The 26,143-nt window shown below is 64.8% G+C and carries 20 protein-coding genes and 2 tRNA genes; 5 read left to right on the top strand and 17 right to left on the bottom strand.

Annotated elements, in window-relative coordinates:
- Positions 1-2 precede the first annotated feature (2 nt).
- Entirely contained in the window at positions 3-842 is an 840-nt protein-coding gene (locus AC0Z42_RS19505; RefSeq protein ID WP_485469841.1) for an AraC family transcriptional regulator, read from the bottom strand.
- A gap of 108 nt (positions 843-950) precedes the next feature.
- Between AC0Z42_RS19505 and AC0Z42_RS19500 the strand changes: the two genes are divergently transcribed.
- The 3 genes from AC0Z42_RS19500 (at position 951) to AC0Z42_RS19490 (ending at position 4,306) form a co-directional block, all read left to right on the top strand.
- A complete protein-coding gene (locus tag AC0Z42_RS19500) occupies positions 951-2,198 on the top strand; it encodes an MFS transporter (RefSeq protein WP_485469840.1) in 1,248 nt (415 codons plus the stop codon).
- 240 nt (positions 2,199-2,438) lie between these two features.
- Positions 2,439-3,833, top strand: coding sequence for a cysteine--tRNA ligase (gene cysS / locus AC0Z42_RS19495; RefSeq protein WP_485469839.1), 1,395 nt, complete (start codon positions 2,439-2,441; stop codon positions 3,831-3,833).
- An 83-nt stretch (positions 3,834-3,916) separates the two neighbouring features.
- Positions 3,917-4,306 (top strand): hypothetical protein, encoded by a 390-nt coding sequence (locus AC0Z42_RS19490; protein ID WP_485469838.1) that lies wholly within the window; start codon positions 3,917-3,919, stop codon positions 4,304-4,306.
- A gap of 61 nt (positions 4,307-4,367) precedes the next feature.
- Here AC0Z42_RS19490 and dbpA read toward each other — a convergent pair whose 3' ends face one another.
- From dbpA to AC0Z42_RS19455, 7 genes are all read right to left on the bottom strand, one after another.
- Positions 4,368-5,798: an ATP-dependent RNA helicase DbpA gene (gene dbpA, locus AC0Z42_RS19485; protein ID WP_485469837.1), complete on the bottom strand. Its 1,431-nt coding sequence runs from the start codon at positions 5,796-5,798 to the stop codon at positions 4,368-4,370.
- A gap of 112 nt (positions 5,799-5,910) precedes the next feature.
- Positions 5,911-6,147, bottom strand: a complete 237-nt coding sequence (locus tag AC0Z42_RS19480) for a hypothetical protein (protein WP_485469836.1) — start codon at positions 6,145-6,147, stop codon at positions 5,911-5,913.
- A 228-nt stretch (positions 6,148-6,375) separates the two neighbouring features.
- Positions 6,376-8,028 (bottom strand): acid phosphatase, encoded by a 1,653-nt coding sequence (locus tag AC0Z42_RS19475; RefSeq protein ID WP_485469835.1) that lies wholly within the window; start codon positions 8,026-8,028, stop codon positions 6,376-6,378.
- A gap of 77 nt (positions 8,029-8,105) precedes the next feature.
- Positions 8,106-9,254, bottom strand: a complete 1,149-nt coding sequence (tssA, locus tag AC0Z42_RS19470; protein WP_485469834.1) for a type VI secretion system protein TssA — start codon at positions 9,252-9,254, stop codon at positions 8,106-8,108.
- A 118-nt stretch (positions 9,255-9,372) separates the two neighbouring features.
- Positions 9,373-11,865 (bottom strand): TonB-dependent siderophore receptor, encoded by a 2,493-nt coding sequence (locus AC0Z42_RS19465; protein ID WP_485469833.1) that lies wholly within the window; start codon positions 11,863-11,865, stop codon positions 9,373-9,375.
- A 109-nt stretch (positions 11,866-11,974) separates the two neighbouring features.
- On the bottom strand, positions 11,975-12,964 hold the full coding sequence (locus AC0Z42_RS19460; RefSeq protein WP_485469832.1) for a FecR domain-containing protein: 990 nt from the start codon (positions 12,962-12,964) through the stop codon (positions 11,975-11,977).
- Position 12,965: 1 nt separating this feature from the next.
- Complete coding sequence (locus AC0Z42_RS19455) at positions 12,966-13,484, bottom strand: sigma-70 family RNA polymerase sigma factor (protein WP_485469831.1); 519 nt, start codon at positions 13,482-13,484, stop codon at positions 12,966-12,968.
- A gap of 171 nt (positions 13,485-13,655) precedes the next feature.
- On the opposite strand from AC0Z42_RS19455, the gene AC0Z42_RS19450 reads away from it, so the two are divergent.
- Positions 13,656-14,327 (top strand): hypothetical protein, encoded by a 672-nt coding sequence (locus tag AC0Z42_RS19450; RefSeq protein ID WP_485469830.1) that lies wholly within the window; start codon positions 13,656-13,658, stop codon positions 14,325-14,327.
- 59 nt (positions 14,328-14,386) lie between these two features.
- On the opposite strand, the gene AC0Z42_RS19445 is transcribed toward AC0Z42_RS19450, so the two are convergent.
- The 6 genes from AC0Z42_RS19445 to AC0Z42_RS19420 all read right to left on the bottom strand — a co-directional run bounded on the left by AC0Z42_RS19445 (position 14,387) and on the right by AC0Z42_RS19420 (position 17,657).
- Positions 14,387-14,463 (bottom strand) — tRNA-Met (locus tag AC0Z42_RS19445).
- 6 nt (positions 14,464-14,469) lie between these two features.
- Positions 14,470-15,018, bottom strand: coding sequence for a hypothetical protein (locus AC0Z42_RS19440; protein WP_485469829.1), 549 nt, complete (start codon positions 15,016-15,018; stop codon positions 14,470-14,472).
- Between the two features lie 102 nt (positions 15,019-15,120).
- Positions 15,121-15,197: transfer RNA gene (locus tag AC0Z42_RS19435), tRNA-Met, on the bottom strand.
- A 46-nt stretch (positions 15,198-15,243) separates the two neighbouring features.
- On the bottom strand, positions 15,244-16,422 hold the full coding sequence (locus AC0Z42_RS19430) for a methyltransferase (protein ID WP_485469828.1): 1,179 nt from the start codon (positions 16,420-16,422) through the stop codon (positions 15,244-15,246).
- A 75-nt stretch (positions 16,423-16,497) separates the two neighbouring features.
- Positions 16,498-17,370, bottom strand: a complete 873-nt coding sequence (locus AC0Z42_RS19425; RefSeq protein WP_485469827.1) for a hypothetical protein — start codon at positions 17,368-17,370, stop codon at positions 16,498-16,500.
- A gap of 74 nt (positions 17,371-17,444) precedes the next feature.
- Positions 17,445-17,657: a hypothetical protein gene (locus AC0Z42_RS19420; protein ID WP_485469826.1), complete on the bottom strand. Its 213-nt coding sequence runs from the start codon at positions 17,655-17,657 to the stop codon at positions 17,445-17,447.
- A gap of 169 nt (positions 17,658-17,826) precedes the next feature.
- On the opposite strand from AC0Z42_RS19420, the gene AC0Z42_RS19415 reads away from it, so the two are divergent.
- Positions 17,827-17,979 (top strand): hypothetical protein, encoded by a 153-nt coding sequence (locus AC0Z42_RS19415; RefSeq protein ID WP_485469825.1) that lies wholly within the window; start codon positions 17,827-17,829, stop codon positions 17,977-17,979.
- A gap of 8 nt (positions 17,980-17,987) precedes the next feature.
- Here AC0Z42_RS19415 and AC0Z42_RS19410 read toward each other — a convergent pair whose 3' ends face one another.
- Genes AC0Z42_RS19410 through AC0Z42_RS19400 form a run of 3 tightly spaced genes read right to left on the bottom strand, consistent with a single transcriptional unit; the run spans position 17,988 to position 26,055 of the window.
- Positions 17,988-21,743 carry an AAA family ATPase gene (locus tag AC0Z42_RS19410; RefSeq protein ID WP_485469824.1) on the bottom strand — a complete coding sequence of 1,252 codons (3,756 nt, stop codon included), beginning with the start codon at positions 21,741-21,743 and terminating at the stop codon, positions 17,988-17,990.
- Between the two features lie 29 nt (positions 21,744-21,772).
- On the bottom strand, positions 21,773-22,999 hold the full coding sequence (locus tag AC0Z42_RS19405; RefSeq protein WP_485469823.1) for an exonuclease SbcCD subunit D C-terminal domain-containing protein: 1,227 nt from the start codon (positions 22,997-22,999) through the stop codon (positions 21,773-21,775).
- A gap of 44 nt (positions 23,000-23,043) precedes the next feature.
- Positions 23,044-26,055 (bottom strand): PAS domain-containing protein, encoded by a 3,012-nt coding sequence (locus tag AC0Z42_RS19400; protein ID WP_485469822.1) that lies wholly within the window; start codon positions 26,053-26,055, stop codon positions 23,044-23,046.
- Positions 26,056-26,143: the final 88 nt, after the last annotated feature.

Genomic DNA, 26,143 nt, shown 5'->3' with positions numbered 1-26,143 from the left:
CATCAGCCCGCCTGGTCGGCGCCGCGCCATTCGCTCAGGTAATGCTGGGGCGTGCGGCCCAGGATGCGGCGGAACATGGCGCTAAAGGCGCTGGGGCTGGCATAGCCAAGCGCAAAGGCGATGGCGCCCACGCCTTCGCCACGGTCGAGCCGGCAAAATGCCTCGGCCAGGTGGACCTGCTGCAGCCATTGCCGGTAGTGCAGGCCGGTCTCGCGCGGAAACAATCGGATCAGCGTGCGCGCGCTGGCGCCCGCGTCCTGCGCCCAGTCTTCTATGCTGCGCCGGCTGCCGGGAGCTGCCATGATGGCGGTGCAGACGGCCACCAGGCGCCGGTCGCGCGGCCAGGGAATGGCGATCGGCACCGTGTCGGCGCGCGCCAGTTCCGACAGGATCAGGCTGGCCAGCCAGTCGCCACGGCCGTTGATCTCGTAGTGCACCTCTTCGTCCAGCAGCGCCAGGATCAGCTCGCGCAGCAGCCGGCTCACTTCCAGCACCTTGCAGGCCGGGCCGAACACGGCAGCGGCCTGCGCATCGATATACACGGTGCGCATGCTGAGGGCGCTGAGGATATCGAGTTCATGCACCACGCCCACGGGTATCAGCAAGGCCCGGCGTGGCGGCAGCATCCACACGCCGTGCTCGGTGGTTACGCGCATCACGCCTTCGGTAGCAAACAGCAGTTGCGCGCGCACATGGCTGTGCGGCGGCGTGTAGGCGGCGGCATCATATTGCCTGGACATCACCGCTACCGGGCGCGGCACATGCTGGTAATCGCCGGAATTGCTGCTGCGCGTAAATGGCATGCCGTCGGCATCGGCCAGGGCAGGGTTTGTGATCTGCATGGTTTTTGTCACTTGGGCGACGATTATTGGAAGTGGTCAGTTCGACGCCCATACTATACTGGCTTTCCTGCCGGCCCGTTCCAGGGGCCGCACGATCCTGAAAGCACCATGCATACCACTACCGATACCCTGGCCCCGCCTGCCACGCCTGCTGCGCCGGCCAAGAACATGTCTTCTTCCCAGCAGCAGTCCGGCCTGGCCATGCACATACTGGGCGCCGTTGCCTTCGTGCACTTGCTCAATGACCTGATCCAGGCCCTGCTGCCGTCGATTTACCCGATGCTGAAAGCCGAGTTTACCCTCAGCTTTACCCAGGTCGGCCTGATTACCCTGACCTTCCAGTGCACGGCGTCCTTGCTGCAGCCGTGGATCGGCCTGTACACCGACCGCCGTCCGCTGCCATTTTTGCTGCCGGTGGGCATGTGCTTTACCCTGGCTGGCGTGCTGATGCTGTCCATCGTGTCGACCTTTCCTACCTTGCTGGTCGCCTCCGGCCTGATCGGCGTCGGTTCCTCGACCTTCCACCCGGAAGCGTCGAGGGTGGCGCGCATGGCCTCGGGCGGGCGCTACGGCTTTGCGCAGTCGCTGTTCCAGGTGGGCGGCAATGTGGGCTCGGCGCTGGGGCCGCTGCTGGCCGCTGCCGTGATCGTGGGCCGTGGCCAGGGCAATATCGCCTGGTTCAGCCTGCTGGCCGTGCTCGCCATAGCCGTGCTGTACAGCGTCAGCCGCTGGTATAGCGGCCACCTGGCCAGCTTCAAGCCGAAGGCGGGCGGCCATGTCACCAATCTGTCGCGCAACAAGGTGATGGGTGCCCTGGGCGTGCTGGCGCTGCTGGTGTTTTCCAAGTACATCTACATGGCCAGCCTGTCGAGCTACTACACCTTCTACCTGATCGACAAATTCCACCTGACCATCGGCGCGGCCCAGCTCTACCTGTTCCTGTTTTTGGCCGCCATTGCCGCTGGCACCTTCATGGGCGGCCCGATCGGCGACCGCATCGGCCGCAAGCGCGTGATCTGGATCTCGATCCTGGGCGCCGCGCCATTTACCTTGCTGCTGCCGTATGTGGACCTGTTCTGGACCGCCGTGCTGACGGTGATCATCGGCTTCGTGATCTCGTCCGCGTTTTCGGCCATCGTCGTGTTTGCGCAGGAACTGGTGCCGGGCAAGGTCGGCATGATCGCCGGGATTTTCTTTGGCCTGATGTTCGGCGTGTCGGGCATCGCGGCCGCCGCCATGGGCCATATCGCCGATATTTCGGGCATCGCCTATGTCTACAAGATCTGCTCCTACCTGCCGCTGCTGGGTATTCTGACGGTGCTGCTGCCGCATATCGAACAGGCGCCGAAAAAATAACGGGCTTTGGCGGGCTTGACTGCCCGCCAGAGTCCATGCGATAGTCAGGCTCATGAACTCCTCCCTCCGCTTCCCGATCACTGTTTCCAGCGCCGCTGCCGCGCTGTGTACGTGTTTGGCCACGTGGCTTCGCGAGGATGCGGCCCGGCGCCGTTAAACTTTTCATTCTCATTCCGATGGCCACAGTGTTGAAAAACCTGTGGCCATTTTCTTTTGCCGAATCACTTCCGAAAGACCCGCATGACACTCCACCTGTACGACACGTTCAGCCGCAGCCTGCGCCCGTTTGAATCGATAGACGCCGGCAAGGCCGGCCTGTATGCCTGCGGCCCGACGGTATATGACTATGCCCACCTGGGCAATCTGCGCACCTATCTGTTTGTCGATGGCCTGCGCCGTGCGCTGGCCTTCAATGGCTACGAAGTGCGGCACGTGATGAACATTACCGACGTCGGCCACCTGACTTCGGACGCCGATACCGGCGACGACAAGCTCGAAGCGCGCAGCCGCCGCAATGGTCAGTCGGCGTGGCAGCTGGCCGCGCAGTTCACGCAGGCGTTCGAAAACGACCTGGCTTTGCTGAACATCCTGCCGCCCACCGTCTGGTGCCGCGCCACCGACCATATCGCCGAACAGATTGCATTTATCCTCGACCTGGAAGCGAAGGGCTTTACCTACCGCACGCAGGACGGCATTTATTTCGACACCACGCGCCAGCCGGACTATGGCCAGCTGGCGCGATTGAACCGCGACGGCCTGCAGGCGGGCAAACGGGTGGAATTGGGCGACAAGCGCGATATCTGCGACTTTGCGTTGTGGAAGTTCAGCGGCACGCCGGGCCAGCGGCAAATGGAATGGGACAGCCCTTGGGGCCTGGGTTTCCCTGGCTGGCATATCGAATGCTCGGCGATGGCGGAAAAGCACCTGGGCGCGTATTTTGATATCCATTGCGGCGGCGAAGACCATGTCGCGGTCCACCACAGCAACGAGATCGCGCAAACCCAGGCGCGCCACGGCACGCGCCTGGCCAACTTCTGGCTGCATGGGGCTTTTTTGAAAACGCAGGATGCGAAAATGTCGAAGTCGTCAGGTGACTTTCTGCGCCTGCAAACCCTGGTCGAGCAGGGAATCGACCCGCTGGCCTACCGCTACCTGTGCCTGGGCGCCCACTACCGCAGCAGCCTCAATTTCAGCGACGAAGCACTGGGCGCGGCGGCCAGCGGTCTATCGAGATTGCGCACGCTGGTGCATGGTTTGGGCCAGGCTGCTGGCGACGCCGATGCCGGCTGGCTGGCGAAGTTCGCCGCCCCCATCAACGACGACCTGAACACTCCACGCGCGCTGGCAGTGCTGTGGGAACTGCTGAAAAGCGAGTTGCCCGATGGCGTGAAAAAGGCCACCATTGTGCGGTTTGATGCGGCGCTGGGACTGGACCTTGCCAACTGGCAGCCGGCGGTGGTAGCGGTGCCGGAGCAGGTGCGCGAATGGATGGCGCAGCGCGAAGAAGCGCGCAGGGAGCGGCGCTGGGGCGATGCCGATGGCTTGCGCGCCAAGGTACGTGAAGCGGGGTATGAGATCGAAGATACGGCGCAGGGGCCGCTGGCGCGCAGCTTGCCTCTGGCAATAGCTGGCTGAAATGCGTTTCAAGCGAATCGTAAAGAGCTGGCCGATTTGGCAAGGTACAATCACCTTCTCTTATCTGCCGGAACGGTGCCTGCATGGATATGGATGTGTTCTACAGAAGCCTGATGTTTTTTCCGGTAATGCTTTTATTTACGTTCTGTCTCAAATTTGCCGCCAGGCTGATGCGCCGCATCACCGTCAGCTGGCGTCACTGTTTCCTGTATTCGCTGGCACTGGCCACTTTGACGACCTGCGCCAATATCACCGGCCTGACCCCGTCCACGCTATTGCCTGACAAGCTCGCATCGTACGTGATACTGTGCTGGCCCATCGTCACTTGCGCATGGTATTTTCAACGCAACGCGATCCGCAGCAATGGCCTGCCTGCGGGATGGTTGCGCGCCACTGTGTTGAGCCTTCTGGCCCATGTATCGAGTGCCGTGCTATTTGTATTCCTGCTGTTTGGCTTGCCAATGATGTTTTGATCATGCGCGTCGGATTCGCCGGGCCGTGCAAGCCCCGGCACAATCCGGTACCAAGCGAGGCTTACGCCTCGATAAACCGCATCTTGAAGCTGCGGCCCTTGATATTGCCGAAGTCGCGGCCCAGCGAGTTGCCGTTGTTCAGGCGCTTGAAGGCTGCTTCGGCGACCGTGCGGTCCAGCGCCACGTAGGTCATGAACTCGAACACATTGATCTTGCCCACCTGTTCCTTGGTGAGCTTGGCGTCGCCGGTCAGCGCGCCCACCAGGTCGCCCGGACGCAGCTTGTCCTTCTTGCCGCCCATGATGCACAGCGTGACCATCGGCGCCGGCAGCGCTTCGACACCATCGTCTTCCGGCAGTTCTTTCAGGTCGTGCCACTCGACGGCGCTGTTCTGGTACTGCTCGATCAGCTTGACCCATTTCTTTTCGTTCGGCGCGCACAGCGACAGGGCCAGGCCCTTTTTGCTGCCGCGGCCAGTGCGGCCGATGCGGTGGATATGCACTTCAGTGTCTTTCGACACATCGACGTTGATCACCGCGCCCAGGTCCGAAATATCGAGGCCGCGCGCGGCGACGTCGGTGGCCACCAGAATCGAGCAGCTGCGGTTGGCGAACAGCACCAGGATTTCGTCGCGCTCGCGCTGTTCCAGTTCGCCGTACAGGGCCAGTGCCGAGAAGCCTTGCTGGCGCAGTTCTTCGGCCAGTTCGCGGCAGTGCACCTTGGTGTTGCAGAAGGCCAGCGTGGACTCGGGCTTGAAGTGCTTGAGCAGCTTGCCGACGGCGCCATTGCGCTCGTCGAAACCGATTTCATAGAAACGCTGTTCGATCTTGTCGTTGTCGTGCTGCGCCTGCACCGTCACTTCCAGCGGATTGACGAGGAAGGAAGCGGTGGCGCGGCGGATGTCTTCCGGATAGGTGGCCGAGAACAGCAGGGTCTGGCGGCGCGCCGGGCAGGCGCTGACGATGCCGGCGATTTCCTCGTAAAAGCCCATGTCGGTCATGCGGTCGGCTTCATCGAGCACCAGCGTTTGCACGTGGCTCAGGTTGATGGTGCCGCGGCCCAGGTGGTCGCGCAGGCGGCCCGGCGTGCCGACCACGATATGCGCGCCGTGTTCCAGCGAGGCGATCTGCGGGCGCATCGGCGCGCCGCCGGTCAGGGTCAGGATCTTGATATTGCCGGCCGCGCGCGCCAGGCGGCGCAGCTCATTGGCCACCTGGTCGGCCAGCTCGCGCGTCGGGCACATCACCAGGCCCTGCACCGCGAACCAGGCCGGATTGAGTTTGTGCAGGATGCCGATGCCGAAGGCGGCCGTCTTGCCACTGCCGGTTTTCGCTTGTGCGATCAGGTCGCGGCCGTCGAGCACCGCCGGCAGGCTTTGCGCCTGGATGGTGGTCATCTCGTGGTAGCCGAGCGAATCCAGGTTGGCCAGAAAAGCAGGAGTGAGCGGCAGGCTGGAAAAAGCCGTGCTGGTGGTGTCGGTGGTCGATGTCATGGGGCGTGGCCGGTAAAAAACTGGGTGGGATGGGCACAGTCTACAGGCGTTCTACGCCCTTGTGCGGGTGGTGTTGCGGGTGGTGCTGGCGGCAAACAGCCGCCGTCTTGATTCAAGTATCAGGCGCCCAGATCGGCAGGCCGGTCAGGTCCAGGCCTTCGTCGCGGGTCCAGACGGGCAGGCCGGAGGCATCAGTCGGCTCCAGCAGTTCAAGCTGCACCTGCTTCAAGGCCGCCTTGCGCACGCGCGTGCGGCGCTGCGGTTCGGGCGCTGGCTCTGGCGCATCAGGCGCTGGCGGCGGGCCGAAACCGGGCAGGTCGATGGTGGCGTTATCTTTTTTATCTCTCATTTCTGAACCTCTGGTCCCCGGCAAAACGGCCGGGGAGCGGACAAGCAAACAAGCCGCTGTCCGCCGATATGATCACTTTTGCAAACCAATCCCACAAAACAAAAGCCCGGCTACAGGAGTCGGGCTCAAATGTGGTTGCTTGCCGGGCACTTCAGCCTGAAGGAAACAGAACCGCCATTCTAAAGTGCGGCACGCAGTGTATCACAGGCATGCCGCATTGTGGGAAGCTTAGCGGAAGCTCAGCGCGCCCGTCAGGTCGCCTGGCGGCAAGGCGCCACGCGACGCAAACGCGTCGTTGCGCACTTTCAGGCCTTCGAGCAGCGGCAGGTCGTGCAGGCGCGTGATCAGGCGCAGGATCGAGGTGGTGTCGTAGAAGCTGTGATCGACCGCGCCCTTTTTCGCATACGGCGAGATGACGATGGCGGGAATGCGCGTGCCCGGGCCCCAGCGGTCGCCTTTTGGCGGCGCCACGTGATCCCACCAGCCGCCGTTTTCGTCAAACGTGATCACCACGATCATGTCCTTCCACTGCGGCGACTCTTTCAAGTGCTGGATGATATTGGCCACGTGCTGGTCGCCCGATTCGATGTCCGAATAGCCGGCGTGCAGGTTCAGGTTGCCCTGTGGCTTGTAGAACGTCACGGCAGGCAGCTTGCCCGCCACCGCAGCGGCCAGGAATTTGTTCGAGATCGGGCTGTCGCCGGTGCCGCCATCGCGCAGGTGCTCGGCGCGCGCGGCGGTGCCGGGCGCGAACTGCTTGAAGTAGTTCAGCGGCTGGTGGTGGAACTGGAAGTTCGGTTTGCTGCCGCCGCCCTTGTGATCGAGCGCGGCCTGCCAGCCGCCGCCGTACCAGGCCCAGCTCACGCCCTTGCGCGACAGCAGGTCGCCGATGGTGTCATAGGTTTGCGGCGGCAGGGTATTGGCGTCGGCCGGATCGGCATGTAACGGGTCGCCGTCGTAGGCGGGGCGGATATAGCTGGGCTGATACGGTGGCGCCATGGTATTGACCGCGTAGCCGTCCGGGGTGATCGCGCCGTCGTTGACGTATTTCGGCTTGCCGTCCAAAGCAGACGCCGGGCAGTCTTCGGCGATCGCCAGGCGCACGCCTTGCGGGCCGTCCGACAGCACCGCGATCTTTTTCTTCGCTGCGGTTTCGGACGCATTGAAGTATTCGTTGGCGCGGCCCGTGACCAGGAACTGGTGGTTCATGTAGGAGCCGCCAAAGGCCGCCATGAAGAAGTTGTCGCACAGGGTGTACTGCTCGGCGATCTGCCACAGGTTGAGGTTTTTCGAGGTCTCGCCGTAATGGCCCATCACCAGAGCGCCGCTGTCGGCCCAGGCGGCAAAACCGTCGTTCTTGCCGCCGTTGATCTGCATCTGGTTGTTATAGAAGCGGTGCACCAGGTCGCGCGTGATGATGCTTTCGGGCAGCGGCTTGCCGGCCGCGTCGCTCAGTTTGTAGGGCGCGTTGGCCAGGCCGGAAATCTGGTCTTCCTTGATCTGGTAGTCGATGCCGCCGACATTCTGCTGGTTCGGCACCAGGCCGCCCCAGATCTTCGGCAGGGTCGCCAGCGGCTGGCCATTGCGGTCCAGCTGCCGCGCCTGTTCGGCCGTCACGGCGGACAGTGGCGCGCTGGTGCCGGGGAAGTTGGCGAACAGGTTGTTGAAGCTGCGGTTTTCCAGGTAGATCACGACCACGTTCTTGACGTGCGCCTTCAGCTTGGCGTCCAGCGAGCCCTTGACCACGGACGGTTTTGCCGCCGCCATGGCCGGCAGGCCGCTGCTCGCCAGGCCCACCGCGGTGGCGGCCTGGAAGATGCGGCGGCGCGCGGGATTGGCTGGCAGGTCGGTGGACGGGGCTTGCGGGTCGTTGGGTTTCACACGGATCTCCGGGGTAAAAATCAAAGGGGGAAATTGTAGCAGCTTGGTTTGTGGCCGGTCAGGTTTGTGTCGCTGCTTTATGAGCCCTCGTCATTGTTCGCACCATTCACTCCCATCAATTCGAAAACGTTCAGCATGCCGTTCGAGTCGATGAGGAGTTCCTGGTAAAGCTGGGCCGTATTGAGCTTGCCCAATTTGACGACGTGGCGCAGCAGATGGGGGAGGGGGCTGTGCGGTTCGAGCGACATCAGGTAGTCGCCCAGTTCGGCCAGGCGCGCATAAGCGTCTGCGCGATCACGGATAGGCTCGCCAACCAGCAGCGGTGGCAGTGGCGGCAGTGGCGGAGGTGGTGGTGACGGAGGTGGCGAAACAGACGGCAGCAATGGCGGTGGCCGCACGCTGTCCGGCACAGGGCGCATGCCGCGCGAGTAAAGCTCGTCGTCACAGAGGCCGCGTATCTGTTCGAGCAAGCCGGCCATCGCTGCCAGGCTCGGTGCCGATGGCGCGAAGTATTTGTCCAGCGTCACGCGCAGCCTGTCGAGCGCCCGCAGCGCCTCCGACAGCACACGGTGCAGTTGCAGGAAGTGTTCGCCGCTGCTCGCCGCCATGGCTTGGCGGAACAGCGGCAGCTCGGGGCTTTCGACGAACTCATCGCTGCCGTCCATGCGGGTCCTGTGTTGCGAATTGCGCTGGCCCTGTTCCCAATCCTCCCAGCCGTATGGCGAATTGCCCTCGCCTGCGGTGAGCGGCGTCTGGCGCAGTACCGGCAGCAGTTTTTCGGCTATCCAGTGAAGCAGGTTGGCGCGCGCATCGAAGTCGTCGCCGTCCGGCAGCGGATGCAGGCTGTCCCAGTACTGGTTCAGCAAGGCGTCCAGCAAGGTCAAACAGGGTGCGATGGCGGCAAAGCCGTCCAGGTGCAGCCGCGCTTCGAACAGCCAGGCCACGCATTCGAGGTCTTTGCCTTGCCGGCACAGCACATCTGCCGTCATGCGGCTGACGGCCGGCCAGTCGGCGCGCTGGCGTTCATGATCCCACGCGCCCATGGGCGGGCTGTGGTCGTCGAAGTGGCGGGCGCGACGCAAAGCCTGATAGGCAGGCGTATTGTGCAGCCACTTGCCGGCAGGACTGTCGCTGGCGATGGGGGCCAGCAGCTGTTCAAAAGACAGCCCCAGCGATGCTTCAAAATAGGTGGCGGCAATGTGCCGTAGCGCTGCGGTGTGATCCATACGGTTCCTGTGCTGGTTGAAGGTAGGGCGCTGCAAGGGAAGGCCAGTCTATTTTAATTCTAAATAGCAATTTTTTGGCCTTTCAATGCAGTCCGTCCAGCGCAGTAACTGTGCTCGATCAGAACTGGTAGCGCAGGTTCAGCGACGCATTGCGCCCTTGCCCAACCATGCCCGAATACCACCAGTCCGACACCGACGCCGTATATTTTTTATCCAGCAGATTGCCCACGTTGAGCGTTGCCGACAGCTTGTCATTGACGTCGTAGCGCGCCATCAGGCTGGCCACCGCATAGCTTTTCTGCTCCCAGCGCAGGGTGCGTTCGATCTGCCACGCTTCGATGTTCGAATACACGGTGCTTTGCCAGTTGACGCCGCCGCCGACCGTCAGCCGATTGAGTTCGCCCGGCAGGCGATAGGTGGTCCACAGCTTCACCAGATGGCGCGGGAAGGTGGTCTGGATCACCTTGCCGGCATGGTTGTTGGTGGCGCTGTACGACCACGAAGCCGACACGTTCCAGTCGCGGCTGATGGCGCCCGTCGCTTCCACGTCCAGGCCCTCGGTCCTGGCGCCCTTGACGGTGCGGTAGGCCGGGTCTGTGGTGCCGGGCACGGTGTAGCCAGGGTCCGATTCGGACAGGTTTTTCTGGCGGATCTGGTACAAGGCCACCGCGGTGGTCAACTGGCCGTCAAGCCACGCGCTCTTGATACCCGCTTCGAACGTCTTGCCCTGGCGCGGCGCCAGCAAGGCGCCGTTGCGGTCCTGCGCCGCCTGCGGCTGGTAGATGGTGGAGTAACTTGCGTAAGCCGTATGCGCGTTGTTGATCTCGTAGACCAGGCCGCCGTAGGGCGTGAAGACATGGTTTTCCTTGGCCGGCGTTTCGCTGTAGTAGTCGACCGTCGGCGCATCCGTCACATAGTTTTCGTTGTAGCGCATGACCTTGGCACCGACGATGAACTTCAGCTGGTCCGACAGCGCAAAGCGGCCGGCCGCATAGGCGCTGGCCTGGCGGCGCGTGCTGTCATACGTTACATAGCGCTCGCCATACACGGGCGACACATTGCGGTTCCAGGTATTCAGGTTGACCGGCGTGTCCTGCACGTTCCAGTCGAAGCTGCCGTCGGTGACGCTCTGGAACTCATGGTAGTCCATGCCCAGCACCAGTTCATGCTGGCGGCCGAACAGCGTCACCGGGCCGCTGACCTTGATATCAGCGCTGTTGACCTTCAGGTTGTAGTTGCGTGCATTGGCTTTCAGCAGCAGGCCGTCGCCGCTCGCCTGGTCGGCAAAGGTGTCGCTCACGCCGAGATAAACCGAACGTTCGTCCTGCGACGACGTCAGGTGGTTGGCGGCGAGTTTCAAGGTCCAGGCATTGCCCAGCTGGTGCTCGAGCGCGGCAAAGACATCGGTCGAGTTGGTGCTGAAGCGGTTCGACTTCGCGGCCGGATTGAACGAGCGTGGCAGGTCGGTCATCTGGCCATTGCTGTAAAAGAGCGGAAAACCCAGGTAGGACATCGAACCTTTCGAGCGGTTGCGCTGGTGCGTCACGCCCGCCGTCAGCAAGGTGCCGGGCGCCAGGTCGGCTTCGAGCACGCCATACACCACTTTTTTATTACGGTTGTAATGATCGATGGCGCTGTCGCCGTCTTCCACCACGGCCACCGCCCGGCCGCGCAAGGTGCCTGCATCATTGAGCGGGCCGCCGGCGTCGAGCATGGCGCGCTTGTCGTTCCACGAACCGATGCTGCCTTCGGCCTTGACCTGGGTTTGCGCAGTGGGCTTCTTGCGCACCATATTGATGGCGCCCGAGGCGTCGCCCGCGCCCGTCATCAGGCCCGAGGCGCCGCGCAGCACTTCGATGCGGTCGTACAGCGCCATGTCGGCCAGGCTTTGCGAGGGCAGGGCATTGAGGCCCAGGTTTTCCGAGTGGGTGCTGACGCCATCGAGCTGGTAGTTGGTGATCGAATAGCCGCGCGAGGTAAAACCGGTGCGCTCGCTGCCCAGTGAAAACAGCTTGATGCCGGGCGTCTGTTCCATTGCCTGCGTGATGGTGGTGATGCCCTGGTCTTCCATGCGCTGCTTGGTGATCACGCTGACCGATTGCGGCGTTTCCCTGATGCTCAAGCCCAGCGGCGTGGCAGTGGGGGTGGCTGCCTTCGAGACATACGAGCCGCTGTCTTCGGTGACGTCCTGGCGCGCCGCGACCGACACTTCCGGCATCGTCGACAGCGCCTGCCTGTCTGCGCCGGTGTCGGCCGCGCGCAGCGCATAGCTGCCGGCGCTGCTGCGTTCGGCTCTCAAGCCGGTGCCGGCCAGCAGGCCGGCCAGCGCCGACTGCACGCCGTGGCGGCCAGACAGGCCGGTGGTGGTCTTGCCATGCGTCTGTTCGGGCGTGAAGCTGAGAATCACGCCGGACTGGCTGGCCACCTGGCGCAGTGCGGCGGCCAGGTCGCCGGCCGGCACCTTGAAGTCGTGCACGGCCTGCTGCGTGCTGGCGTCAAGCGCTTGCGCCTGGACGGCGGCGGGTTTGAACAACAGCAGGGCGGCGCCGATCAGGGCGAGGTGGATGGCGTGCGCCATCGGCGTGCGTTTGGAAGCGATAAAGGAGGACATGGTTACCTTGTGATTGAGTCGTCGAATGCCTTGCCTTTACGGGACACGCGAGATTCGAAAACGGGTAATCTTTTTTTGCGGTGCGGTGAAAATAAAGTTGAAATAAATTTCAGCGCCGTGTTCCTGGCTGCACCCGCACCCAGAAACGCGTGCGAAAGTGGATATCGACTGGCAGCGAGTTGGGCAGCGACAGCAGCACCGCTTCCGTGTCCTGCAGCGGAAATACGCCGGAAATGCGCAGGCCGGCGACCGCATCGTCGCAGCCAAGCAGGCCATGGCGGTAGCGGCCCAGCTGGCGCAAAAAGTCGGAGAGCGGCATGCCGTCGGCCAGCAGCAGCCCCTGGCGCCAGCCCCATACATCGCTTGAGACGGCTTGTGCGGCATCGACACGCTGCGCCGTCATGCTGGCGCCCTGGCCAGCCTGGAGTACCTGGCTGGCGCCGCCATCGCGCGCGCTCAAGCGCACCGCGCCCTGTTCCACGGCAACGACGGTGTGCGTGTCTTCCTGGCGCACCGAGTAGCGCGTGCCCAGCGCTTTGGCCTGGCCGTGCAGGGTCTCGACCAGGAAGGGGCGGTACGGCCGGCCTTGTTCTTTGGCGGTGGTGATGAAGACTTCGCCCCTGAGCAGTTCGAGGCGCCGCTCGCTGGCGCTGTAATGCAGATTGACGGCGCTGTCGGCATTCAGGTGCAGCCTGGTGCCGTCGGCCAGCAGCAGTTCGCGGCGCTGGCCCACACCGGTGGACAGGTCGGCCAGCGCGCTGCGTGCCGCTGGCGTGCGCAAGCCCAGCGCGCCGGTCGCGCCGAACGCCGCCAGCACCATCGCCAGCTTGAGTGCTTGCCGGCGCGCGCCGGGGCGCTTCGTCAGGGCCTGGAGGCTGGCCTGCGCATCGAGATCGCGAAAGCCGCCGCTGACTTTTTCGATATGGGTCCAGGCCCGTTCATGATCGGGATGCTGGGCGCGCCAGATGCGCCAGGCCTGTTGTTCGGCCGTTGTCGCCTGGCCGCTCATCATGGTGGTCAGCCATTCGGCCGCCTGCATGGCGATCTTCAGGTCGATTGGCTGGCCACCGGCATAGACCTGCTGCGGCGCATTGCGCATCTCAGCCGGCCGCAAAATCGGGTACGGCAAAAAAGCACAGCAGATTGGCCTTGGTCAGGTATTTTTTGACCGAATGCGTGCTGGTGGCCAGTTCCACCGCGATCTCGGCGTAGCTCATGCCTTCCAGGTGCGCCATCAGGAAGGCTGAGCGGGCCTTGGCCGGCAGCTTGCTCAGCGCGCGGTCGATCAGCTGCAGCGATTCGAGCACGATGCTGATGCTTTCCGGCGACGGCGCGCTGGCCTGCGGCAAATGCAGCAGGGCGTCGACATAGGCGCGCTCGAGTTCTTCGCGCCGGCAGTGGTTGGCCAGCAGGCGCCTGGCGATGGTGGCCAGGAAAGGCCGTGGCGCAATGATGTCGTCGTAGCCGCGCGCCACCAGCACCTTGATAAAGGTATCCTGCGCCAGGTCGCCCGCCAGCCCCGCATCGTGCAGGCGTCGCTTGAGCCACTGCAGCAGCCAGCCGTGGTGCTCGCTGTACAGCGTCTGGAAGTCGGACTGCGGAGGATGGAAGGACAGCATGGCGCAGCGCGATCTAAATGAGAATTGTTCTCATTGTAGCGCAGGGCGCTGCGCCAGGCAATCGGCAGCCGCGCCGCGTTGTGCAAACACCACTGGCGCGCCGCTTGAAGTTTCTTGTTAGCAAGGCCGCGTGTGCGAAAATGAACACTGACGATGTTTGCGGAGCAAAAGATGATGTGGTTGGTAGGCGGTATCCTGTTGGCCCTGATCGCCGCATTCTTGTGGATGGCCTTTTTTCACCGCGTGCAGGCAATGTCGCGCCAGGCGCAATTGCTGAACTGGCTGGAGATCGGCCGCGTCTCGAATCCCGCCGGCGGCAAGGATATCCTGCTGGCCAGGAACGAGCGCAACTCCAAGATCGACTGGCGCACCGGCGAAGTGTGGCTGGTCAACCCCAAGGTGGCTGAATCGTTTACCGATTACCTGGCCGTCGAGCGCTGGCTGGCGCTGCACGACACGCCGCCGCCTGAGCCAGAACCGGTCCCTGTGCCGGTGCCTGCCGAGGAAGCGCCGGCAGAAGCGCCTGAGGTAGCCGCGCCCGAAGGCGATCTGCTGCCCGCGTTCCAGCAAAAAGTCGATGACTGCCTGGCGAAAGCGGAAGGCGGCCAGGACCTGATCGACACCAAGCAAGCCTTCGAGGCGGGCAGCGCGGCATTCCTTGAAGCGGGCACCGAACTGTGCACGGCCGCCCTCGAATGCAGCGTGCCGCCGATGATGGTCGCCACCTTTTATATCAGCGCCTTTGCCGCCCTGTCTGACGCAACCGGCGAAGACAAGCTCGACCGTGTCACCGCCAGCTTGCAGGCGGCGGCGAAGCAGATACGGATGATGCAGCAGGGGTAAGGCAATGCAGGGGCCGGAATGCAAAAAAGGCTGATCGCAAGATCAGCCTTTTTCTGTATTGGTTGCGGGGACAGGATTTGAACCTGTGACCTTCGGGTTATGAGCCCGACGAGCTGCCAGACTGCTCCACCCCGCAGGCGAATTATATACCAGTTTGCTGCGTCGCGGGAACGATCTTTGCTACGCCTGCTTCGGGCGCTGGTTTTTGCTGGAAAACCGAGGCCGTTCCGCGGCGCGTAATCGGTGTGCCCATCTGGAGTTTCTTGCCGCGCAGTTCATAGGGCAGGAAGGTGACCACCGAATAGCCGTCGCGATGGTCGAGCGCGACGGCAATCGCGTCGGACTGCTTGCCGGTTGGGGGCAGCGGAATGGTGGCGTCATACACCAGCGCGGTGGTCTTGTACTCACCGTCGTCGGCGCCTTGCGCTAGCATATCCTGCAGCAGCTTGATGATGTCGTGCGACGACAGCGTGGCGTCGGACTCGCGCACCGGCATCAGCACGAATTTGTCGGTCTGCTCCAGGGCTGCGCCGATCGGCAGGAATTGGCCACTTCTTTCCAGAGACAGCCGGGCCAGCGGCACCACGAACTCCTGCAGATATTCGGCATCGCGCTGTGCCTGCGACTGGGCGTGCGCCGCGCAGGAAAAGTACAGGGTGGCAAGCAGGATAGTGGTGCGAAATGTGTCCAAGGTGTGGCCCGTATCAATTGGAGTAGCAATTTAACATGGCTGCGCAGCATGTGCCAAATGAAAAAGCCGCTGATCTCTACAAGATTCAGCGGCTTTCAGTATTGGTTGCGGGGACAGGATTTGAACCTGTGACCTTCGGGTTATGAGCCCGACGAGCTGCCAGACTGCTCCACCCCGCAGGCGAATTATAGCGGGGTTTGCTGCATTGCGCAATGGCTGCCGGGATTACGCCGCCGCCAGGCGCCACAGCGAGGTGATTTCCTTCGAGCGGGCCGCGTGCAGGCTGTCGCTGGCGTCCTGCGCGCGCGGGTGGGTCGGCGCCACGTCCAGGCGGTCGATCACCTTCAGGCCGGCGGAGGTTATCCATTCCAGCAACTGTTCGCGCGGGCGCAGGCCCAGGTGTTCGGCCAAATCGGACAGGATCAGCCAGCCTTCGCCGTTTGGATCCAGGTGGTCGGCCAGGCCGGCCAGGAAACCGCGCAGCATGCGGCTGTCGGGGTCGTAGACGGCGTATTCGATCGGCGAGCTGGGGCGGGCCGGCAGCCAGGGCGGGTTACATACCACCAAGGGCGCGCGGCCCGCCGGGAACAGGTCGGCCTGGATCACTTCCACCTGGCCAGCCAGGTCCAGGCGCGCCAGGTTTTCGCGGGCGCAGGACAGGGCGCGCGGGTCCTGGTCGGTGGCGACGATGCGCTTGACGCCGCGCTGTGCCAGCACGGCGGCCAGCACGCCGGTGCCGGTGCCGATATCGAAGGCCAGGCTGGCCCGTGGCGGCAGCGGCGCGTCGGCCACCAGGCCCACGTATTCGCCGCGGATCGGCGCGAACACGCCGTAGTGCGGGTGGATGCGCTGGCCCAGGGCCGGCAGTTCCACGCCGGTGCGGCGCCATTCGTGGGCGCCGATCAGGCCCAGCAGTTCGCGCAGCGAAGCGACAAACTGCGTTTCGCCACGGCCATAGGCTTCATTGCAGGCGAGCTTCACGTCCGGCGCGCGGCGCAGTGGAATCGTATAGTCGGCGTCGAACGGCAGCAGCAGCATGGCCAGGGTGCGGGCGCGCTGCGACTGGGCCTGGCGGTGCAGGTGAAACGCGTCGGTGGCGCTCGGTTCGGGCTTGGCCAGCTTGGCGGCCAGCGCTTTCTTGCTCGGCTTGTCGTTCTTGTGGTCGGCACGGCGGGCCAGCGCCTGCAGCAGCTGGCGCGCGTTCTGGAAGTCGCCGCGCCACAGCATGGCCGTGCCTTCGCAGGCCAGGCGGTAGGCCTGGTCGGCCGTCGTGCGGTCGTCGGCGATGACGACGCGTTTCGGTGGCGGCATGCCGCTTTCCGAGCGCCAGCGGGCGGATTGTTCGACGCCGTTTTCGCTCCAGTGTATCTGCGGATGAACGGTGGTGGATGTGGTGTCAGGCATGGGATTCAATCGAAAGAAGGTGGCGCGCGGCATGGTCGCCTGCGCAGGCCGTCTTTCATTATACGTCCCTCACGTCTACTCCGATGCTGCCGGCTTGCCGCCGTAGGCTTCGGCCACCGCGCGGGCGCGGGCCTGCGCTTCCGGCGTCAGCTCCGGCGCGGCGTCGGTGGGCAGTGCCAAAGGCGTGGCCGCATCGTCGACGGTCTTCGGTGGTTGCAGCAGGTTCAGCAGGCGCAAGGTCAGGCTGCCGACCTGGTCGCCGGGCTTGGCGTCGCTTGCGTCCGCACTGTCCTGGCCGGCATTGTAGATGCTGCTTTGCAGCTGCTGGCCCAGCATCTTGAACAGGTCGCCCAGGCTGCCGGCAAAATTCATCGATGGCAGTTGCAGGGTTGGCAGGCCGCCGCCGTCGTCCGTGTCGGCTGCCTGTTCCTCGTTGCTGGTTTCATACGCCGCGCTGGCGCTGATCTTTGATTCGTACTGCACCTCCAGCTCGAAATCGAAGGTCTGGCCATCGGCAGTGGTAATCGTGCCCTTGCCGATGAAGTGGGCGTTTTCCGCCAGGCTGAAGGCGGCCGCATTGCGCGTGCCGTCCGCGCCGGAGCTGCTCGACGCCTGCGCGGCATAGCCCGAGGCGGCGGACAGGTCGATGGAGTCGAAACTGATGGCCGCGCCGTCGCCAAATAGTTGGCGCGCCATATTGCCGAGGAAGTCCTGCGCCACGTCGACGGTGGCGTTGCCCAGCGCATCGGTGCGCTTTGCCAGCCCCTGCGCCGACAGGTCCAGGCCTTTTTTCGACAGCGCCACCACGTCTTGCGAAGTGCGCTGCATCAGTGCGTCGGCGGCGCTGGAAGCATTGCCGCCGGTTTTCGCCGGCTGCTGGCCGGCAAGCGTGCTGGCGCCGGTCTGGCGCGCGCCGAGGGCGGGAAGCTGGGGCAGGGTAGTGGCCATGGTGGTATCCAAATGAACGTTGTATCGGAATTAACGGCAGCGGCGGCGCGAGCTTTAAAACTTCTTTGTAACAATCAATGATGGTGGTGCGACCAGCTGCCATCGGCCGACTCCAGATACGATTTGACAGCGTCGGCCTGGCCGGTGGCGTGGCGCTTCAGTTCGCCGCATTGGCACAGGCCCTGGTAGGGCTGGATATGCGAGCAGGCCGACACTTTTTGCAGGTAGACCTGCACGGCTTTCTGGCATTTGACGCATTTGAAGGTAAGGCTGCGGGCGGCTTTCATGGGTGTCCTTGTTCGATGGCTTGATTGCTGAGGGCGAGATTTTAACGCAAGCGGCCTGGATCTACCCGGTGTTGCAAAGGCGCCACGTGCGGCCTTGTGTGTGTCAACGCCCCGAACGCCGGCGCGTTGAGTGGGAAGATAAGCCATCAGGGCTTCGAAAGGTCGCATCATGCAACAACGCATACTGGCAGACAAGGAACTCGTGAGACAGTGGCTGAAGGCGGAACTGGCGCGGCGCCGTCCGCCACCGGCGCCCGAACAGATACGCCGCGAACTGGGCTGGCATCTGTTGCAGCTGAAAAAAGCCGGCGTGCCGCGCTGACGCCATCGTCAGCGCACGCTGACCACGCTTTTGCCGCCGGCGCCCGGCTGCACCAATATCCGGGTGGCGATGCGTTCCGTCATTTCCTGCACGTGCGAGATGACGCCCACCTTGCGGCCCATGGCCTGCAGGCCGTCGAGCGCATCCATGGCCACGCGCAGGGTTTCCGTGTCCAGGCTGCCGAAACCCTCGTCGATGAACAGCGACTCGACCCGCACCCGGTTCGACGACAGCGAGGCCAGGCCCAGCGCCAGCGCCAGCGACACCAGGAACGATTCGCCGCCCGACAGCGAGTGCACCGAGCGCAGCTCGCCACCCATGTCCTGGTCGCGCACCATCAGGCCCAGCGAAGGGTTGTTGGGGTTGCTGATGCGCTCGAGCTGATAACGGCGCGCCAGGTGGTTCAGGTGCGCGTTGGCATAGCCGAGCAGCACTTCCAAGGTGAACTGCTGGGCGTAGTTGCGAAATTTCTTGCCGTCGGCCGAACCGATCAATTCATTCAGGCTGGCCCAGCGCCGCTCGACAATTGCCTGTGCGTCGATCTGCGCCAGCATCGCCTGCGCGCTGTGGCGCCGCGCATCATCCTGGGCAATCGCCAGGCGCAGCGCGGTAGCCGCCTGGATGGCCTGCTGGCGTTCGGCCTGCAGTGCGTCCAATGCTGCCTGCAGGATCGCCACATCGGTTTCCAGGTTGGCCGGTGGCTGCTCCTGATGCAAGGTTTGCTGGCGCAGCCGCTCGGCCAGCACCGTGCGTGCTTCGGCCAACTGGGCGTCCAGCAACTGCAATGCGTCGCGCTCGGCGCGCATGGCTTCCGGCGCCAGGTTCAGGCGTTCGCGCAGGATGGCGGTGTCCGCCGGTGCGTGTTCAGGATGCTGTTGCTGGAACTGCCGCAGCCAGTCTTCCAGCGCGTTTGCCGCAGCGCTTGACTGCGCCTGCAAGGTCTGCAGGCGCTGCGTGCCTTGCGCGCGCGCTTCGTCGAGGCGCGTGCGCTGCAAGCTGGCCTGCTGCACCGCCGCCTGCCGCGCGGCCAATGTGGTCCGGTCATGCTCGACGGCGGCAGCCAGTGCGCGCTCCACCTCCAGCACCGGCTGGCCATTCCATAGCGCCGCGCGTTCGGCCTGGGTGGCGATCAGTTTCGTGTCCAGCGCCTTGAAGGCGGTATCGGCGTCTTGCGCCGCCTGGCGCGCTTTGGTTGCCGCCGTATCGAACGCCTCCAGTTGCGCCGCCACCGTCAGCAGCGCCTGGCTGCGCTCGTCTTGAAACGCTTGCTGCTTGAGCCATTGCTGGCTTTCGGCGTGGCGCGCGGCGCGAAACTCGGCCGGTCCCTGGCGCCAGGTATCTTTCCAGTCTTCGGCGCCGTCGGCGTCGCCAAACGCGCTGTCCAGTTGCGCCAGCAAGGCGTCGAGATTGGCGCGCGCCGCCTGGCCCTTGTCGCTGGCCGCCGCCTGCTGCGCTTGCAGCTGCGCTAGCCGCGCCTGCGCTTGCGATAACTGCGCCGTCAGGCGTGCCTGCTCTTTCGCCGCCTGTTCATGCGCCGCTTGCACCTGTTCGCGCCTGGCGCTGGCTTGCCGCAGCGTGCTTTCCTGTTCGGCCAGCGCCTGCAGGCCGGCCTGATTGGCGGCGATCTGTTCGCCGAACCACGCGCTGCGCAAGCTCTCCTCGGGAACTGCCAGGCTGGCGCACTGTGTCTGCCATTGCGCGGCGAGGCTGGCAATCACTGGTGGCAGCACATCGAGCTCCTGCGCGGCTGCGGCCTGCTCGCGCAGGAAACCGTTCAATGCGGCCTGGCGCGCCGCCAACTGGCGGGTATTGGCTTGCGCCTGCGCGCGGCAGTCCTGCACGCCTTGCTGCAAGCTGGCCAGCATCGCGTGCAGCGCATGGTCGGCGTTCTGGTAGGGGTGCTCAACCGAGCCGCACACAGGGCAGGGCGCGTCATCGATCAAGGTGGCACGCAGCTGCTCGACGCTGGCCGCGCAGGCCGCCTCCGCGCCTTTCAAGGATTTTTCAGCCTGCGCCAGCGCTGCCTCGATGAGGGGTGTTTTTGCCGCTTCCTGCGCCAGCGCCGCGTTTTCGGCATCGGCGGCTTGTGCCAGGGCTGCCTTTCTTGCTTGCCATTGCGCCAGCTGTTGCTGCTGGCGCGACAGTTCGGCCCAGGTCTTGTCGGCAGCAATCAAGATCCGGGCGTGGCTTTCCAGTTGCTGGCGCTGGAGCGGCAGCTGCCCGCCGTCGATGGCCTGCACCGTGGCCATCGCTGCGGTCCGTTGTTCTTCCAGCGTGGCCGTCTTTTCGGCTGCGGCCGTCAGCGCGTCCTGCGCGGTGCCGGCGTCCAGCGTGGCCTGGGCTACCTGCTGCTGCGCATGCGCCAGGCTGGCATCGATCATGTCGGCTTGCGCGGCAGCCTGGCCGGCCTGGGCAAACAGCTGGTCCCACAAGGTCCAGTCTTTCGCCAGCGCCTGCCATTGCCGGTGGCCGGCCAGCCATTGCGATGCCGTTTGCTGCTGCGCGGTCAAGTCTTTCTGGTGCTGCTGCAGCGCCAGCAACTGGGCGCGCGCCGCATCGTTGGCGGCGTCGGCGGCCTGCGCGGCGTCGCGCGCCTGGCGGTGGGCCGGCAGTTGCGCGGCGATGCCGGCGTCGAGCGCCTTGGCGTGGTCGAGCTGCGGCGCCGCAGCGCGCTGCGCCGCTTCCTGCGCCTGCAACTGGGTCGAGGCCTGCAGGGCCAGTAAGGCGAATTGTTCCTGGCCGGCCAGTGCCTCCTGCGCCTGCTGGCGCACGGCAGATACTGCCAGCGTGGCCGCATCGCTGTCGGCGGCCAGCCGCGCGACATCGGCCTGCAGCGGGCGGGCAGGCTGCAGCAAGTCCCATTGCGCCAGCGCGTCGCGGCGCGTTTCGGCGGCGGTGCAGGCTTGCCGGGCCAGGTCCAGCGCGTCGCTGGCGTCTTTTGCCTGCGCCTGCAGGCGCTGCGCGTCGCCATGCCAGCGCTGCTGCAGTTCCAGCACCGATTTGCGCAATTCCAGCTGCTGCAAGGCCGCTTCCGCCTCGCCGCTTTGCTGTTCCACTTGCATGCGTTCTTCGGCGGGCAAGGGGCGCTGGTCGGCCAGCTTGTCGGCGAGGCGTTCGAGTGCCTGCTTTTCCTGCTTGGCGCGTTCAAAGGCGCGGATCGAAATATCGGAATAGATGGTGCTGCCGGTCAGGGTTTCGAGCAGCTCGCCGCGCTCGTTGTCCTCGGTTTTCAAAAAGGTGGAGAACTCGTTCTGCGCCAGCAGCACCGCGCGCGTGAACTGGTCGAACGACAGGCCGATGCGCTGTTCGATCGCTTCCTTGACTTCCGTCTTGGTGCCGCCGATCTCCTGCATCTCCGGCAACTTGTGCAAGCGCATGGCGGTCGCCTGCAGCGCGCCTTCGGCCTTGGTGCGCGAGCGGCGCACGCTCCAGCGCGCGCGGTAGCTGTGGCCGTCGTTGCCGACAAAATCGACCTGCGCCCAGCCTTCCGGCGTGCCACGGCGCAGCAGGGTGCGCGTATCCTGGGCGTTGACGGTTTCCTTGCCGACGTCGGGCAGGGCGTTGCGGCCCTGTACCTTGAGCAGGCGCGGCGTGGCGTCGTACAGGGCCAGGCACAGCGCGTCGAGCAGGGTGCTTTTGCCAGCGCCGGTGGGGCCGCTGATGGCGAACAGGCCGGCGGACGCCAACGGCTCCTGCTCGAAGTCGACCGTAAATTCGCCGGCCAGCGAAGCCAGGTTCTTGCCGCTGATAGTGAGGATTTTCATGGTGCTTTGATAGTAAAACGCAGTGAGACTCAGGCGCCGGGCAGCAGCAGTTCCGCCAGCGCGGACAGTTGTTCGGGCGGCGCTTCCTTGCCGAATTTTTGCTGGTACAGGCGGCGGAAGATTTCGTCCGGCTGCAGCTGGGCCAGCTGGTCCAGCGTCATCGATTCAATCGTGGCGGACCTGGCCGCGCTCGACGTTTCGATCTTCGCCAGGCGCACCGGCTTGCCGTCGAGCGCCGCTTCGATGCGCGTGCGCAGGCCGGGCTCGGGCGCGTCCAGGCGCACGCGCACCTCCAGGAGCGGCTGCGCTTCGTGTAGCGCGCCGGGAAGGTCGAGCGCGGCCAGCTGCGCCAGCACTTCTGCCACCGGCGCCGGTTTGTCTGGCACGCGCAGCAGCGGCACGGCGCGTGGAATCTCGATGGCGCGCACCTGCTGCAGCTGTTCGCCATCGATATCGAGGCACAGCACCTGGTGGCGGTAATGCACTTCGGCGAACGACAGCGGGATCGGGCTGCCGCAGTAGCGGATATGCTGCTGGCCGCCGACCGCCTGCGCCAGGTGCAGGTGGCCCAGCGCCGCATAGGCGATCGCCGGGTCAAAGATCCCGGAAGGCAGCATTTCGGTGCCGCCGATGACGATGCGCCGCTCCGAGTCGTTCGACATTTCGCCGCCCACCATATGACAGTGGCCCATGGCGATGATCGCCTGGCCGGGCGTGCGCCGCGCCAGCGCCAGTTCGGTCAGCTGCTGGTACAGCAGGGCGATGCCACCGAGATAAGCATCCTGGGTGCTGCCGGCCGGCAGTTTCGGCACGTCGCCGGGGCGCAGGAAGGGCACGGCCAGGCACCAGGCCTCGACGTCGCCGCTGGCGCCGGTCAATGGCAGCAGCAGCCGTTCCAGGTCGATCTGGCCGGCCTCGTCGCGCAAGATGTGGCCCAGCATGTGGGTGCCGTAGCCGGCCAGCAAAGGGGCGGGCGCTTCCAGGCGGCCGGCCGAATCGTGGTTGCCGGCGATAACGATCATTTGCAGGGCAGGCAGGCGCGCGCGTGCCTGTTGCAGAAAGACATACAGCTGCTTTTGCGAAGCGGCCGAGGGGTTGGCGTTGTCGAACACGTCGCCGGCCACCAGCAGCACGTCGATGCGCTGCGCGACCAGCGTGGCGAGCAGCCAGTCGAGGAAGTGCTGGTGCTCGTAGCCGCGCTCGTAATTGTGCAGGGTCTGGCCCAGATGCCAGTCGGAAGTGTGCAGCAGGCGCATGGCGGAATCGGTGGGAAGGGCAAAGCGCCAATATACCATCTGCCCTAGTCGATCATGGTGGCGGCCCGGTAGGTATTGCGGCCATCCTGCTTGGCCTGGTACAGCAGCACGTCGGCCTGCTGCAACAGGGCGGCCGGCGAGATGTCTTCGTTGCGGTAGTAGGCCACGCCGATGCTGGCCGAAATATTCACCGTGATGCCGTCGAGCTCGAACGGCTGGCGCATGGCGTAGACGATATTGGCGGCCAGCACGGCCGCGTCTTCGGGCCGGCTGATGCGCTCCATGATGATGGTGAATTCGTCGCCGCCCAGGCGCGCGATGATGTCGGTGGCGCGCATGGTTTGCGTCAGGCGCTGGGCAAAGGCGCGCAGCAGGGCGTCGCCGGTGCCGTGGCCGTGGGTATCGTTGACGGGCTTGAAGCGGTCGATGTCCATGTACATGACAGCCATCAGCCGGCCCTGCTTGCGGCTGGCGTGCATGGCGTCGGTGAGCTTTTGCACGAAGCCGGCGCGGTTCGACAGGCCCGTCAGCGCATCGACCTGGGCCAGTTGCAGCAGCCGCTGTTTTTCACGCTTCTGCACGGTGATATCCTGGCGCATCACGTGAAAGCCCGCCACTTGCGGATGGTCTTCGCCGATCTGCGGGATGTAGATCACTTCCATGCAGCGCTCGATGCCTTCCTTGACGTCGTCTTCTTCAAAGCTCAGCGTTTCGCCGGCCAGCACGCGCGCAATATACGGCGCCACCGTGGCGTAGCGTACGGCGCCCACGGTGTCGCGCACGCTGCGCCCCAGCGCCTGCAAGCCGATCAGGCCGAACTCGCGCTCGTAGGCCAGGTTCAGGAAGCGGTAGATTTCGTCGGCGTCGACATAGGCGATCATGGCCGGCAGGGCGTTGGCGATGGTGCGCAGGCGTGCTTCGCTTTCCAGCAGCGCCACCTCCGATTCGCGCAGGATGGTGATGTCGTCCAGGCTGCCCACATAGCCCTCGATGCCGCCGTCGACGAGGATGGGCGCAATCTTCATCGACACCCACACCAGCTTGCCGTCGCGGTGCAGCCAGCGCAAGGTCGACTGGAGCGGCGTGTGGCTGCGCCGCAGCTGTTCCAGGGCCGCGTGCATCAGCGCAAAATCGTCGGGATGCAGGGCGCTGGTCCAGCCGGCACCCAGCGCCGAGGCGCGCGGCTGGCCGGTGATCGCCTCGAAGGTACGGTTGACATAGGTGCAGCGGCGCTCGCGGTCCAGGCGCACCAGGCCCAGTGGCGAAGCGTCGTTGACGGCCGCCAGTTCGGCCTGGTTCTGGCGCAGTGCCAGTTCCTGCTGGCGGCGCTGCGAGATGTCTTCGCCGATGCACAGGATATGCTCGACCTGGCCACGCTCGTCGAACACCGGTACCGACACGGCATGCAGGTGGCGCACGCTGCCGTCAGGCAGGCGCAGCGGCTTTTCAGGATGGTCGATCACGCCCCGTTCGGCCAGGATGGCGCGGTCGTCCGCTTCGTCGTGCAGGCCGAAGTCCGCCGGGAAGGCGGCGCAGTCGGTCTTGCCGATCACGTCGCCAGCGAGGTAACCGGTGATATCTTCGGCGGCCTTGTTCCACACTTCCATCTTGCCGAAATTTTCAGGCCGCGCGCTTTTGGCATACACCAGCACCGGCAGGTGATCGACCAGCGACTGCAGGAAACTGCGGTTGTCCTGCAGCGCCAGCTCGTCGTGCTTGCGCGCGCTGATGTCGCGCGAGGTGACTGCCACGCCGTCGCTGATCGGCACGATCTGGTGGCGCAGCCAGCGCGTGCCGCCGTGTGGCAGGGTCAGCTCGAACTCGTCTTCCAGCGGCTGGCCCGACTCCATCACCAGCACGAAGCGCTGGAAGAAGCGCTCGTCGCGCAGCACGGGCGCCAGCGGCAGCGCGCGCTGGCCCAGCAATTCTGCGCGCGGCTTGCCCAGTACTTCGGCGGCGCGCTCGTTGACGTCGGCGAAAATGAAATCTTCGGGCGGCTTGCCGGGCGCCGGCCGCCACGCTTTCAGCAGCATCACCGAATCGAGGCTGCCCTGGTGCGCCGCGCGCAACAGCGCCTGCGCGTCCTTGGCCTGGCGGATGCTGCGCCGCAGCCGTCGGCTCTGGCGCATCAGCAAGGACGTGAAGGCGATGATCAGCACGCTGGCGGCCAGCAGCACGCCGATATACACGCGGCGCCGGTGTTCGAAATGCGCCAGCGCGGTGGCGCTGCTGACGCCGACCACCGCCAGCAGCGGATAGCGGCCCAGGTCGCGGTAGCTGTAGATGCGCGCAGTGGCGTCCGGCGGCGGCGCGATTTCCGCTTCATCAGGTGCATGGGTGGGCGGGCCCGGCATGCGAAAGTCGATCTGGTCGCTGATGACCAGCCGTTCGCCGATGCGGCCCACCGAGTAGCCGCTGTCGCGCGCGACCAGCATCAGCGCGCCGTGTTCGTCGAGGTTCAGGCGGTCATGGTCGTCGACAAAATAGGTAGGGTCGACCAGGATCACGATCACGCCGGCAAAGCCGCCTTCGGCATCGTTCAGGCGGCGCGCCGAGCGTATCATCCACTTCTTGCTGGCGGCGTCGACCACGGGCGTGTCGACCAGGGCAATATCGCCGGGCGTGGCCGCCAGGGTGCGGAAGAAGGGCTGGCCCGCGAGGTTGCCGGACGGGTAATTGTTGTCGCTGTCGATAATATTGCCGAGCCCATCGGTGACGGCGATCGGCAGCTCCGGCTTGGACGGCAGCACGCTGTCCATCAGGCCTTGCGTGCGCGTGAACCGGGCCAGCGGCAGGCGGGCGCCGGTGGCTTCATATTGCAGCTTGAACAGCTGGGTGGCGTGATCGGTCTGGCGCAGGATATAACTGGTATGGTCGGCCAGGGTGCGCGCCAGCGACTGGCTGGCCGCCACCGCGTCGCGCCGGGCGCCAGCGCGCTCCTGGCCCACCTGGTAAAACAGGCCGCCCCACAGCGCGACCAGCAGCGGCAGCGCGAACAGGGGAAGCAGGCTGATGTTATAAACACGGCTGGCCAAGCGTTGCAGGGTTCTTGTCATCGATATGCTTGCGCGCAAGAGTCGTGGAAGGGTGGTTCGCTCAGTCTATTTTGCTTTAAATCAAGGCCGCATGGCGCAATTCAAGCTA

This window comes from Janthinobacterium sp. 1L-D-8-B-C4 (genome assembly GCF_057291295.1).
Note: the sequence above shows the minus strand (reverse complement) of the source record. Positions and strands in the feature narration are given on the sequence as shown.

Excerpts from the sequence above, each read along its gene's own strand:
- tssA (WP_485469834.1), bottom strand. The coding sequence starts at position 9,254 with ATGGATCACACCGCAGCGCTACGGCACATTGCCGCCACCTATTTTGAA.
- AC0Z42_RS19420 (WP_485469826.1), bottom strand. The coding sequence starts at position 17,657 with ATGAAAGCCGCCCGCAGCCTTACCTTCAAATGCGTCAAATGCCAGAAA.
- AC0Z42_RS19405 (WP_485469823.1), bottom strand. The coding sequence starts at position 22,999 with ATGCGCCTGCTGCACACTTCCGACTGGCATCTGGGCCAGACCCTGCAC.
- AC0Z42_RS19490 (WP_485469838.1), top strand. The coding sequence starts at position 3,917 with ATGGATATGGATGTGTTCTACAGAAGCCTGATGTTTTTTCCGGTAATG.
- AC0Z42_RS19450 (WP_485469830.1), top strand. The coding sequence starts at position 13,656 with ATGATGTGGTTGGTAGGCGGTATCCTGTTGGCCCTGATCGCCGCATTC.
- AC0Z42_RS19455 (WP_485469831.1), bottom strand. The coding sequence starts at position 13,484 with ATGCTGTCCTTCCATCCTCCGCAGTCCGACTTCCAGACGCTGTACAGC.
- AC0Z42_RS19415 (WP_485469825.1), top strand. The coding sequence starts at position 17,827 with ATGCAACAACGCATACTGGCAGACAAGGAACTCGTGAGACAGTGGCTG.
- AC0Z42_RS19460 (WP_485469832.1), bottom strand. The coding sequence starts at position 12,964 with ATGCGCAATGCGCCGCAGCAGGTCTATGCCGGTGGCCAGCCAATCGAC.
- AC0Z42_RS19465 (WP_485469833.1), bottom strand. The coding sequence starts at position 11,865 with ATGTCCTCCTTTATCGCTTCCAAACGCACGCCGATGGCGCACGCCATC.
- AC0Z42_RS19425 (WP_485469827.1), bottom strand. The coding sequence starts at position 17,370 with ATGGCCACTACCCTGCCCCAGCTTCCCGCCCTCGGCGCGCGCCAGACC.
- AC0Z42_RS19480 (WP_485469836.1), bottom strand. The coding sequence starts at position 6,147 with ATGAGAGATAAAAAAGATAACGCCACCATCGACCTGCCCGGTTTCGGC.
- dbpA (WP_485469837.1), bottom strand. The coding sequence starts at position 5,798 with ATGACATCGACCACCGACACCACCAGCACGGCTTTTTCCAGCCTGCCG.
- AC0Z42_RS19400 (WP_485469822.1), bottom strand. The coding sequence starts at position 26,055 with ATGACAAGAACCCTGCAACGCTTGGCCAGCCGTGTTTATAACATCAGC.
- AC0Z42_RS19410 (WP_485469824.1), bottom strand. The coding sequence starts at position 21,743 with ATGAAAATCCTCACTATCAGCGGCAAGAACCTGGCTTCGCTGGCCGGC.
- AC0Z42_RS19430 (WP_485469828.1), bottom strand. The coding sequence starts at position 16,422 with ATGCCTGACACCACATCCACCACCGTTCATCCGCAGATACACTGGAGC.
- AC0Z42_RS19505 (WP_485469841.1), bottom strand. The coding sequence starts at position 842 with ATGCAGATCACAAACCCTGCCCTGGCCGATGCCGACGGCATGCCATTT.
- cysS (WP_485469839.1), top strand. The coding sequence starts at position 2,439 with ATGACACTCCACCTGTACGACACGTTCAGCCGCAGCCTGCGCCCGTTT.
- AC0Z42_RS19500 (WP_485469840.1), top strand. The coding sequence starts at position 951 with ATGCATACCACTACCGATACCCTGGCCCCGCCTGCCACGCCTGCTGCG.